Raw genomic sequence first — 11,580 nt, 5'->3', positions numbered from 1 at the left:
TTAAAAATTTATCAATTATCGTAAAGTCACTTCATGGAAGTGACTAACGATAATAGCTGTAGTTGGATTAATGACCTTAATCCAAGAACAAACATCAAGTCTCTTATATCAAACGATGAGTGTGATTGGTTAATAATAGGTGCTGGTTACACAGGTCTGTCTGCTGCAAGAAAATTAGCTCAAATAAATTCAAATTTAAAAATTATACTAGCAGATGCCCAACTAGCAGGTGAGGGTGCTAGTGGAAGAAATTCTGGTTATTTGGTTGATACAACTTTGAACGATGGTTTTACATCAAATAAAGAACTACAAAATTACAAAAAGAAAGCTGATATTTATTCATTAGGAGTAGATGTAGTAAAAAAATTTATTAAAGAATATCAAGTAGATTGTGATTGGAATGAATGTGGTAAATATTTTGCTTCATCAAAAATTGAAGATAAAAAAATTTTAGAAAATTTTTCAAATACATTATCTAAGTTAGGCTTTGAACACAGTTTATTAGGAAACAAAGAATTGTCTGAAAAATTAGGTACTAGTTTTTATAATATCGGACTTTACACAAACGGTGGTATTCTAATACATCCAGGAAAATTAGTTAGAGCAATGATTGATGCTCTTCCTACTAATGTTTTTTTGTATGAAAATTCTTGTTTATTAAATTGGAATAAAAATAAAGATTTCATTTTTTGTAATTTCAAAAATGGAATAATTAAATCAAAAAATATTATTTTTGCTACGAATGGTTTCTTAAAATCACTAGGGATAAAATCAAATTATAATTTTCCTATTACATTAACTGCGAGCATGACAAGAAGATTATCTGATGAAGAATTTAAATCTATTGGTGAACCAAAAGAATGGGGTGTACTACCTGTAAGGCCAATGGGCGCAACAATTAGAATGACAAAAGATAGAAGAATTTTGATAAGAAACACAGCAGAAGTCCACAATCCATTTGGTATGTCAAATTCCACTCTTAAAAAAAGATCTTTCAATCAGAAACTTGGAATACAAAAAAGATTTCCACAATTACCCAATGATATAATTAAATCATCTTGGTCTGGAATAGTATCAAGAACAAGGAATAGTTCTCAAATATTTGAAAAAATTGATAGTAATATTTTTGCCGCTGGTTGTTATAACGGTTCAGGTATTGGTGTAGGAACTTTATTTGGTGAACAAATTGCTCTTAAAGCGATTAATGAAAGTACTAGTGAAATAAAAACAATAGAAGCGAGGAATAAACCTACTTGGTTGCCACCGCAACCATTTTTAAATTTAGGAATAAAAACTAGATTAGTTTATGAACGTTTGAGAGCTAAATCAGAAATCTAATTAATTCTAATTTTTTGATTTATCACAAGAACAGCGCCAATGATTAAAATCGGAAGACCCATTATTAGATCATATTGCCATTCTAAATTTTCAAATATTGTTGAAATAATTAATGCTAAAACGGGCATTACAACACCAACATAACCAGCTCTTCCAGGTCCAACTTTTTCAAGTAACTTTAAATAAGATACAAAAGCAAATATTGAACCAAAAATTGAAAGATAAAGCAGTGAAGAGATGTAGCTAAAACTAGTTTCAAATAATAATTCAGCTCCTCTAAATTTTGTAATTATCAGTGTAACAATTGAACCATAAAACATAGCATATGCTATTGTTTGTATTGGAGGAAAATTATTATTTAAGTTTCTTTGGTGAACCATATTACCTGTTGATGCACTAAATGTTCCAATCAAAGCTAGAAACAATCCTATATGAGTTCCTTCGCTAAAACTAAAATTAAAAATTTCATCATTAAAAATTATCAAAATACCCACCATACCAATTGATGCTCCAATTAAAGTTTTTATAGAAGGCTTCTTTTTAAAATAGAAAGTTTCACCAACTATATTCATTATTACCACAGTTGAAAATACAATTGCTGGAAAAGCACTAATTAAATAAGTGTTAGACAAATAGAAGAAAACATAATTTACCGAATACAAGCAAATTCCAAAAAACAAAAACCAAAAATGCTGATTAATTGAAAATTGTAATTTTTCTTTTTTAATTATTAAAAAAATAAAAATTATAAATGAAGCTATTAAAAATCTATAAAATACAGATACCAGTGGATCAACATAGCCTAATTGAAATTTAATTAGATACCAGGTGGGTGACCAACAAAAAAGAGTTATTATAAAAAGAATAATATTATTCATGATTAGCTAATTTTTACACACGTATTCTATGAATAAAATTATCCTTATGATTATAATATTATGAAATAACTGCTCTTACAGATCCAAGTTTATCAATTTTGGCTGTATATGTTCCTTTTTTTATAATAGGCACAACCCCAACTGTGGATCCTGTAAAAACATAAAAATCTTTGTCTAAATTAATTTTATCTTTTTTAACTTTATTTAAAACAAATCTTAATGAATTTATTGGATTTACATAAACAGCATTTGTGTTTCCATCTACACTTTGCTTAGCTTTTATATTTGAAATATTTGTTTTTAAATTACCTATGTTAATTTTTTTAAATTTTTTCTTTTGACCAATCAAAAATTTAATATTACCTCCAAAGTCACTACTTAAATCTCCAAAAGAAGTAATACCTTTTCTTTTTTGCCTATATCCAACTACTTCGATACATGGTGCCATGTGTGAAATATATTTAGTTACGTTACTATTCGTGAGCTTACCTTTTGAAGTGAAAAAAGTTTTTTTGATTAAATAACAAACTTCAAGTTCAATACCTAAAGCATATTTATTTATTTTTACTTTCTTTCCACTTTTTATTAAGTTTTTTTTGAAAACAGATGCAATAAAAGGCTCTTTTTCTTTTAATTTTTTCATTAACGGAATGCCAGTTCCACCGGCTTTAAAACCTATTGTTGGATCTTTTATTTTACTTTCACATAATTTTCTAAATTTATCCGCCTCAGCAAGTTTTTTTGTAAATCTACTAGGTATAGGAGAGATAATTTTATTATTAAGAAAAGCATTAACTAATTTATCTGAAATTTTATCTTTAAGTGTTTTTGTCATAAGAATTTTTAATTTATTTTTTTGATGTTTGATTAATAACAAATATTCCTGAAGTTGTAATTATTATTGCACCTATAATAGTAAATAAATCTGGAACATCATCATAGAAGAAAAATCCAAAAATTATTGCCCAAAAAATTAAAGTATAATGAAATGGTTGTATTATGCTAGCTCTTGCATTTTTAAGTGCCAATATTTGGAAGTATATACCTAATGAAAAAAATAAACCAATTGGCACAAAGAAGTATAAAGAATTAAAATTAACAGGTTGCCAAAAATTAAACGCCATTATTGAGGTTATAACAATCCCAACTAAAGAAGAGTAGAACAAGGATACTTCAGGAGCATCATATTCACTTATTTTTTTTGTTGCAATTTGATAAAGACCCAGAAAAAAAGCTGCTAGCAATGGAATAAAAGAATTTACACTAAATACATCAGATGCAGGTCTAATAATTATCAAAACTCCAATAAAACCTATAAAGATTGCTATCCAAGTTTTGATTGATACTCTCTCATTTAAAATAAATACAGATAATGCAACTATAATTATAGGCGCTAGTGCACCTATGCTATGAGCGTTTGCTAAAGACAGGTGTTTAAAAGATAAAACAAAAAAACCAGATTCTAAAATAGATAGTAGACTTCTTATAATTTGAAGTTTTAAATTATTAGATCTATAAAAATTATTATTGTTAGCTCTTTTTGCTTCTATCAAGCCTAACAAAAGTACAAAAGTATATTTGATAAATAATAATTGAAATATAGAGTAATGAATAACTGCAGTTTTTTGAATTGCATCAAGGATTGAAAATGAAAAGTAAGCAATTATTGCAAAAATAATTCCCAGTGTTTCTCTTGATTTAAATTTCATTTTTTTTTGTTTAAATTTTATTTCAAGTTGTTATTGATTAATCCAGACTGTCATGGATTTTGTATTACTATATTTTGTTATAGCAAGTTTTTTAATAGTGATAGTGCCGGGCCCCACTGTTAGTCTGATAATTGCTAATTCTTTAAGATCTGGTGTAAAAGCAGGATTATTAAACGTTTTTGGTACCCAAGTTGGCGTTTTAATTTTGTTATTTTTATTAGCACTTGGATTTGAGATAGTTTCTCCTTTTCTAGAAGTGATCATTAATTATGTAAGAATTCTAGGTTCAATTTATTTAATTTCACTTGGAGTAATTACAATTAAGTCAGATATTGATTTAAACAAAACTCAAGTAACTAAATTTGAAAAAAAATATTTTCTCCAAGGATTAATAGTGATTTTAACTAATCCAAAAATATTTTTGTTCCTTGGTGCATTTATTCCTCAATTTATTAATATAAATGAACCTGTTAGCTATCAGATAATTTATTTTGGAATTATCTTTATAATTGTAGCTACAATATTTGATAGCTCATATGCATTTGTATTTGGCAAGTTTAGAGAATTCATAGCATCACAATATTTAAAAGTTTTAAATAAAATTGGTGGATTTATATTAATTCTTGTTGGTATTTGGATGTTTTTTTATTAATTTTCCAAAACAGACATTGGGTCCAATCTAATTTGAAACCAATTAATTCTAAAATCAAGATGAGGTCCAGTTGATCTTCCTGTCGATCCGACTGTTCCAATAATATCTCCTTGATTAATTAAATCTCCAACAGAAACTAAAACATTTTCTAAATGTGAATATATTGTTGATATGCCATGACCGTGATCCATAATTACTGTACCGCCAGTATAATATAAATCATCTTCAGCCATTGTAACTTTTCCTGAGCCAGATGATTTAATCATTGTCCCTTGTTTTGCTGCTATATCAATTCCATAATGTGGCCATCTAGGTTTACCGTTTAAAATTCTTTGACTCCCATAAACACCACTAATTATTCCTTCAACAGGCATTATAAATTTTTGCTTAAAAAATTGTAATTCAGAATTAATTGCTCTTGCTTCACCAATTGCATTATTTTCTTTTTTAATTCTTTTATAGACTGACTCGGGTGGGGTTACTTTGCTTTCTTCTAAGCCATCTATTCTTTGAATATTGTATTTTCTTTTTAAAACTTTTTTGGTTATTGTAGATTTCTTTCCATCAAAGATTTTTGTAAAAGTAAGATCATATTTTTGATCTCTATCAATACCAAAAACAAAAAAACCATCCTTTGATACTCTTACCTCTTTTTTTCCAACAATTATCTTAGCACCAGGATTTGTCTTTCCTAAAATAAAATGACCTTGTAAGAATTTACCTTGAAATTCTATCGCGTTTGCAGTTGAAAAAAAAAAGAAAAATATTAGAAAAAATCTATTTATTACTGAGCTGTCCATCCACCATCTATTATAATTGATGTTCCAGTTATCATTGAGGAAGCAGGTGAGGCTAAGAAACAAACTGTTGTTGCGACATCACTTTCAGTTGCTGCTTTTCCCATTGGAATATTTCCAAGTGCTAGTTTTTTAAATTTTTTATTTTTAAAAAAATTTTTAACCATTGGAGTTTCTACAAACGTAGGAGCTACTGTATTAACTCTTATATTTCTTTTAGCTAACTCTACACCCATACCTTTTGTCAAACCTTCAATTCCAAATTTAGTCATATTGTAAACATTTCTCCCACCCATACCTACATGACCTAATTGAGAAGACATATTAATAATAGAGCCAGGTCTCTTTTTATTTTTAAGCATTTTTTTAACTACTAGTTGTGCAACATTAAATGCAGCTTTTAGATTTAAATCTACCAAGTAGTTCATACTTTTTTGTTTAATTTTTTCAAAAGGTTCAGGAATATTAGTTCCAGCATTGTTTACTAAAACATCAATAATTTTGATTTTTTCTAATTTTGCTTTTAGATCTTCATAATTCATCACATCGCAAGGAACTTTGATTACTTTACCTTTAATTTTTTTAATATCTTTTTCTAATTTATTTAAATCAGATGGAGTTCTGCTTAATGCTATTACTGTTGCTCCAGCTTCAGCTAGTGCAATAGAACAAGCTCTCCCAAGTCCTTTACCAGCACCAGTAACTAGTGCGTACTTATTTTTAAGATTAATTTTTTGAAGATACATTAAAAGAATATTATTTTAATATCTGTATAAATCAACTCAACAGCTACTATTAATATTGCCAATAACCCAACCCATGCAATCCATTTGTATTTTTTTATCCATCCAGAAATTAATGTTGCAGCAGTTGCCATTAAAACAATCGATAGAACCAATCCAAATACAAGTAATCCATAATGATCACCTGCAGCACCAGCAACACCTAAAACATTATCTAAACTCATTGTAAAATCAGCAAGTAAAACAGTCCAAATTGCTTTTAAAAAACTTGAGTTGTCTACTTTTATATCTTCCTCTGAATCTGAGCCTTTGATTACATCAACATAAAGTTTGTAAACAATATAAAGGAGTAAAATTCCCCCAATAAGCCTTAGTCCTGTAATTTGTAACAAATAAGCTGTTAGTAACGTTAATATTATCCGCAATATTACTGCACCACCAATTCCCCAAAATATAACTTTCTTCCTTTGTTCAACTGGAAATTTTGAGGCTACCATTCCAATTATAATGGCATTGTCACCAGCTAACACTAAATCAATAAAAATTATTTGTGTTAAAATAGCAATTTGTTCGGGAGTAAAAAATTCTGCAAACATTATTGTTGTAGTATCATGTCAGCACCTTTTTCTGCAATCATAATCGTAGGTGCATTAGTATTTCCTGAAGTAATGTTAGGCATTATTGATGCATCAATAACTCTAAGATTTTCTATTCCTCTTACTTTTAATTTTTCATCAACTACTGACATCTCATCTTGTCCCATCTTACATGTACCGACAGGATGAAAGATGGTTTGTGCAAAATTTGATGCTTCTTTTACTAATTCCTCGTCATCATCAATATGAATACCAGGTCTATATTCCTCAGGTGTATATTTCTTAAAAGTTTCAGATTCCATTATAATTTTTCTTGTCAATTTTAATCCTTTAGCAGCAATCATTCTATCGTGATCAGTTGATAGGTAGTTTTGTTTTATTTTTGCGTAAACACGCGAGTCTTTATCAACAATACTTACGTGACCTCTACTTGTGGGTCTTATATTAGAAACAGTTGGAGTAAACGCGTGAAAATCGTGATTTTTTGTAGCTCCCAATGTATCCATACTCATTGGTTGAACGTGCCATTGTAAATCTGGTAATTCTAAAGAAGGATCACTTTTTGCAAACATACAAAGCTGACTTGCTCCCATAGTCATTGGACCACTTCTTTTAAAAACATACTCTAATCCGATAAGCAAATTTCCAAACAAACTATTAATTTTTTTGTTAAGAGATTTTAAACCATTAATTTTATAAATAGGTCTTAACATTAAGTGATCGTGTAAATTTTCACCAACACCATTTAAATTATGAACCATATCAATTCCCAATTTTTTTAGTTTTTCTGGATTTCCAATTCCTGATACTTGCAATATTTGAGGAGAACCAATTGCACCTGAAGAAACTATAATTTCTCTATTTGCTTCAGCTGTTTTCAATTCATTATCTTGCCAATACTCAACTGATTTTGCCTTTTTATTTTCAAAGTTTATTTTTTTAACATGAGCGTGAGTAATAATTGTTAAATTTTTTCTATGCTTAACAGGGTTTAGATAACCAACAGCAGTACTGCATCTAAATCCATCTTTTTCTGTTACTTGAAAATAACCACAGCCATGATTGTCTCCTGTATTAAAATCTTTTGTTTTTGGTACACCAAATTCCTCAGCAGCGTTTTGAAACTCATCTAAAAGAGGAAGATGTATTCTTTGATCTGAGACAGAGAGAGGTCCACCAACCCCATGATATTCACTTTTGCCTCTTTCTTGATTCTCTGCTTTTATAAAATAGGGCAGAACATCATCCCAACCCCAGCCAGTATTTCCAAGCTGTCTCCAAATATCATAATCTCTGTGTTGTCCTCGTATATATAAAAGTCCATTGATAGAAGAGCTTCCTCCTAAAGTTTTTCCACGGGGATAACGTATTGAAATATTATTCATGCTTTCATCTGGTTCTGTCTTGTAGCACCAGTCAGTATTAGGGTTGTGCATTGTTTTAAAATAACCAACTGGAATATGGATCCATGGATAATTATCTTTACCTCCAGCCTCAATCAAAAGAACTTTGTGTGAAGGATTTTCTGATAGCCTATTTGCTAAAACACAGCCTGCAGATCCAGCTCCTAGTATAATGAAATCAAAATTATTCATAAATTAGAACTCTTATAAATTAAAAAAATTATATTTCTAACAAATCTGTTAAAAATTTTAAAATATACCAATATTAACACTTGTTTTAGTTTTCATTCTTTGACACAGTTTCGACTTTAAAAATAAAGAGAGGGAAACAAATGAAAAAAATCATTTCAATGTTATTTGCAGTTGCAATGGTGTTTGGATTTATTTCAAATGCTAATGCTGCAAAAACACTAAAATGTCAGACAGTTCTTAACACAAAAGCTGATGAAGTTAAGATGTTAAAGGATTTTACTGACACAGTAACAGCGTTAACTGGTGGATCTCTTAAGTTTGAAATTATGCCAGCTGGAGCTGTTGTTGGTGTAAAAGAAACTTTAGATGCAGTTGACAAAGGCCTAATCGATTGTGGTTTCGCATGGACTCACTATTGGTCAGGTGACCATCCTGCAGCTATGCTATTCGGTTCTCCAGTAGCTGGTGGTGGTGTTGGTATTGACAACATTGCATTCTTATCATGGTTTCAGTATGGCGGTGGAAAAGAGTTATACGACAGACTATGGAAAGAAATGGGAAGAGACATCAAAGGATTTATGATTCAACCAGTTGGACCAGAAGCTTTAGGTTGGTTTCCAAAACCAATTAAAGATATGGCTGACTTTAGAAAATATAAGTTCAGAACTCCTCCAGGAATTCCAGGACAAACATATAAAGACATCGGTATCGCATCTGTAGCTATGGGTGGTGGAGATATTCTACCAGCTTTAGAAGCAGGAACAATTGATGCTGCTGAATGGTGTTGTCCAAAACCAGACTTAACGTTTGGTTTCCAAAAAGTATTAAAGCACTACTACCTACAAGGTTTACACCAAGTAGTCGTAAATGCTGACTTTTATATTACTGGAAAAACATACAACGCTATGAGCGATCATGAGAAGAAGTCTCTTGAAGTTGCAGCTAATGCATCATTAGCTAAATCTTTAAGTTACAGAATCTATGAAAATGGTAAAGCTTTAAGAGAGCTTACTGAAGTTCATGGAGTTAAATTAGAGGACACACCTTCAGATTACTTCACAGAATACATGGCTGCAGCTAAGAAAAGTTTGGAAACAAACGCTGCAAACAATGCATTCTTTGCAGAAGTTTGGGACTCTATGAAAGAATTTGCTGATATAGCAGTTCCTTTCTGGAGTGGTGCTCAAATGTCTAATGCGAAGCTAGGAATGGCTCACGCAGCAACATTAAAGTAATCCAATAATTAATCTATAATTCAATTAGAGCGGACTTAATTGTCCGCTCTAATTTTTCTAACAAAATTTTTTATGGCTGAAGAACCAACTAAACTAGATATATCAGATGAAATGATAGCCGAAAGGCGAGGTGGTTCAGGGAAGATGCCAAATGACATGCCATCATGGATGGCAAGTTCTATTGTAAATATTGACAAATTTAGCAAATGGATAGGTAACGTTGTTTGCTGGATACTGATGCCACTTATTTTTGCTATGACTTATGAAGTTTTAGCAAGAAAACTTTTTCATGCACCTACAATATGGGCTTATGACATAAGTAGATTTTTGTATGGTGCTCTATTCATGTTAGGCGCAGGTTATGCACTTTCAAAAGGTGTTCATATAAGAGCAGATTTTTTATATAGAAATTTCAAAACAAAAAACCAAGGGACGATTGATTTTTGGTTATATATTTTATTTTATTTTCCAGGACTAATAGTCTTTCTTTATATGACAATTGGTTATGTAGGTGAATCTATTCAAAGAGGTGAAAGAGGAATGGATACTACATGGATGCCATATATGTGGCCAATTAAAACTTGTTTATTGGTTGGTATAGTATTTTTATTAATCCAAGGTATTTCAGAATTATTAAAAAGTTATTGGGCTGCTACTAGAGGCAAATGGCCAGGAGAAGATGAATAATGTTAGCTGAATTTATAGATCCAGCATATTTAGGTTTTATTCTGGTAGGAGTAATGCTTTTTGCAATTTTCGTAGGATTTCCTATTTCATTTACACTTATATTTTTAGGTTTTGTATTTGGATATTTAGGGTTTGGAAAATTGGTCTTTTATTTAATGACGCTCCAATTTTCGATGGTTATGACCGAACAAACTCTCGCCGCCGTCCCACTCTTTGTCTTTATGGGTATTATGATGGAGCAGGCAGGTTTGATGGAAAGATTATTCTCATCATTTCAAATGATGCTCGCAAGAGTTAGAGGAGCATTATATTACGCTGTTCTTTTTGTTTCAGTTATTTTTGCTGCAGCAACAGGGATTGTTGGCGCTTCAGTAACTATACTCGGTATCATGGCGGCAAAATCAATGAATAGATCTGGCTATGATGTTAGACTTGCTGCTGGTACGATAACAGCTGGTGGTACTTTAGGAATTTTAATACCTCCAAGTATCATGCTTGTTGTTATGGGCCCAATTATGGAAATTCCAGTTATTGATTTATTTGCGGCTGCTATAATTCCAGGAATTCTTTTAGCAAGTCTATACGCTGGATACACAACAATAAGATGTATGATAAATCCTAAATTGGGGCCTGTAATTCCTGAAGAGATGAGAGCCGCTAGTATGAAAGAAGTTTGGATTGAATTCTTTTTAGGTTTAGTTCCACCAGCAGCGTTAGTGTTTGCAGCACTAGGAAGCATACTTTTTGGTTTTGCAACTCCAACAGAAGCAGCTGGTTGTGGTGCAATGGGAGCTTTACTACTTTCTTTAGCATACAAAAAATTAACTTTTTCAAAACTTCAAGAAGCTCTTGTTAAAACTTTAGAGATCACAGCTTTAATTATGGTTTTAGTTGCTGCATCAAACTTTTTTGGTGCTGTTTTTGCAAGACTAGGTACCCCAACTCTATTAACTGAATTCTTGTTAGGTTTAGAAATGAACAAATATTTAATTTTAGCGATTGTAATGGTTGCAATATTTTTATTGGGTTGGCCTTTAGAGTGGGTACCAATCGTAATGATTATTGTGCCAATTATTTTACCATTGATTGAAGCTCTTGGCTTTAATCTTACTTGGTTTGCAATATTAGTTGCCGTCAATCTCCAGACCGCCTGGCTGTCCCCACCAGTGGCATTGTCTGCGTATTTCTTAAAAGGGGTGGTCCCTGAATGGGATTTAAAAGATATTTATTATGGAATGATGCAATTTATGGTGCTTCAAATAATTGGTTTAGTTTTAATTATAATATTTCCTAAAATTGCACTTTGGTTACCAACTCTCCTATATGGACAGTAGAAATTATTAGTTTAAA

General features: G+C 30.8%; 12 protein-coding genes. 5 read left to right on the top strand and 7 right to left on the bottom strand.

The features are described from left to right. The first annotated feature begins 33 nt into the window (after window positions 1-33). Complete coding sequence (locus ACTTA6_RS03255; RefSeq protein ID WP_440614484.1) at window positions 34-1,338, top strand: NAD(P)/FAD-dependent oxidoreductase; 1,305 nt, start codon at window positions 34-36, stop codon at window positions 1,336-1,338. Here the strand turns inward: ACTTA6_RS03255 and ACTTA6_RS03250 are convergent. Genes ACTTA6_RS03250 through ACTTA6_RS03240 form a run of 3 tightly spaced genes read right to left on the bottom strand, consistent with a single transcriptional unit; the run spans window position 1,335 to window position 3,925 of the window. Further along, window positions 1,335-2,216, bottom strand: coding sequence for a DMT family transporter (locus ACTTA6_RS03250; RefSeq protein ID WP_440614483.1), 882 nt, complete (start codon window positions 2,214-2,216; stop codon window positions 1,335-1,337). The genes ACTTA6_RS03255 and ACTTA6_RS03250 overlap by 4 nt on opposite strands. Window positions 2,217-2,274: 58 nt before the next feature. Then, entirely contained in the window at window positions 2,275-3,051 is a 777-nt protein-coding gene (locus tag ACTTA6_RS03245) for a fumarylacetoacetate hydrolase (protein ID WP_440614482.1), read from the bottom strand. Window positions 3,052-3,064: 13 nt separating this feature from the next. Next, window positions 3,065-3,925, bottom strand: a complete 861-nt coding sequence (locus ACTTA6_RS03240; protein WP_440614481.1) for a DMT family transporter — start codon at window positions 3,923-3,925, stop codon at window positions 3,065-3,067. 52 nt (window positions 3,926-3,977) lie between these two features. On the opposite strand from ACTTA6_RS03240, the gene ACTTA6_RS03235 reads away from it, so the two are divergent. Continuing rightward, a complete protein-coding gene (locus ACTTA6_RS03235; RefSeq protein ID WP_440614480.1) occupies window positions 3,978-4,577 on the top strand; it encodes a LysE family translocator in 600 nt (199 codons plus the stop codon). On the opposite strand, the gene ACTTA6_RS03230 is transcribed toward ACTTA6_RS03235, so the two are convergent. From ACTTA6_RS03230 to ACTTA6_RS03215, 4 genes are read right to left on the bottom strand one after another with little or no spacing between them, the layout of a single operon-like run. Then, window positions 4,574-5,377 (bottom strand): M23 family metallopeptidase, encoded by an 804-nt coding sequence (locus ACTTA6_RS03230; protein ID WP_440614479.1) that lies wholly within the window; start codon window positions 5,375-5,377, stop codon window positions 4,574-4,576. The genes ACTTA6_RS03235 and ACTTA6_RS03230 overlap by 4 nt on opposite strands. Continuing rightward, window positions 5,362-6,120, bottom strand: coding sequence for an SDR family NAD(P)-dependent oxidoreductase (locus ACTTA6_RS03225; protein WP_440614478.1), 759 nt, complete (start codon window positions 6,118-6,120; stop codon window positions 5,362-5,364). The genes ACTTA6_RS03230 and ACTTA6_RS03225 overlap by 16 nt, the downstream gene beginning before the upstream one ends. Beyond that, window positions 6,120-6,713 (bottom strand): TerC family protein, encoded by a 594-nt coding sequence (locus tag ACTTA6_RS03220; protein WP_075506621.1) that lies wholly within the window; start codon window positions 6,711-6,713, stop codon window positions 6,120-6,122. Before ACTTA6_RS03220 ends, ACTTA6_RS03225 begins: the two co-directional genes overlap by 1 nt. Beyond that, the gene (locus ACTTA6_RS03215) at window positions 6,713-8,308 is read right to left on the bottom strand and encodes a GMC family oxidoreductase (protein WP_440614477.1); all 1,596 of its coding nucleotides are present in this window, start codon (window positions 8,306-8,308) and stop codon (window positions 6,713-6,715) included. Before ACTTA6_RS03215 ends, ACTTA6_RS03220 begins: the two co-directional genes overlap by 1 nt. A 140-nt stretch (window positions 8,309-8,448) precedes the next feature. Between ACTTA6_RS03215 and ACTTA6_RS03210 the strand changes: the two genes are divergently transcribed. The 3 genes from ACTTA6_RS03210 to ACTTA6_RS03200 all read left to right on the top strand — a co-directional run bounded on the left by ACTTA6_RS03210 (window position 8,449) and on the right by ACTTA6_RS03200 (window position 11,564). Beyond that, window positions 8,449-9,543 carry a TRAP transporter substrate-binding protein gene (locus tag ACTTA6_RS03210; RefSeq protein WP_262589327.1) on the top strand — a complete coding sequence of 365 codons (1,095 nt, stop codon included), beginning with the start codon at window positions 8,449-8,451 and terminating at the stop codon, window positions 9,541-9,543. Between the two features lie 72 nt (window positions 9,544-9,615). Further along, window positions 9,616-10,230 (top strand): TRAP transporter small permease subunit, encoded by a 615-nt coding sequence (locus ACTTA6_RS03205; protein ID WP_440614476.1) that lies wholly within the window; start codon window positions 9,616-9,618, stop codon window positions 10,228-10,230. After that, the gene (locus ACTTA6_RS03200; RefSeq protein WP_262589325.1) at window positions 10,230-11,564 is read left to right on the top strand and encodes a TRAP transporter large permease; all 1,335 of its coding nucleotides are present in this window, start codon (window positions 10,230-10,232) and stop codon (window positions 11,562-11,564) included. The genes ACTTA6_RS03205 and ACTTA6_RS03200 overlap by 1 nt, the downstream gene beginning before the upstream one ends. Window positions 11,565-11,580 lie beyond the last annotated feature (16 nt).

Source organism: Candidatus Pelagibacter sp. HIMB1636, assembly GCF_052047675.1.
GTDB lineage: Bacteria > Pseudomonadota > Alphaproteobacteria > Pelagibacterales > Pelagibacteraceae > Pelagibacter.
This window is presented reverse-complemented; position numbering and strand designations above follow the sequence as displayed.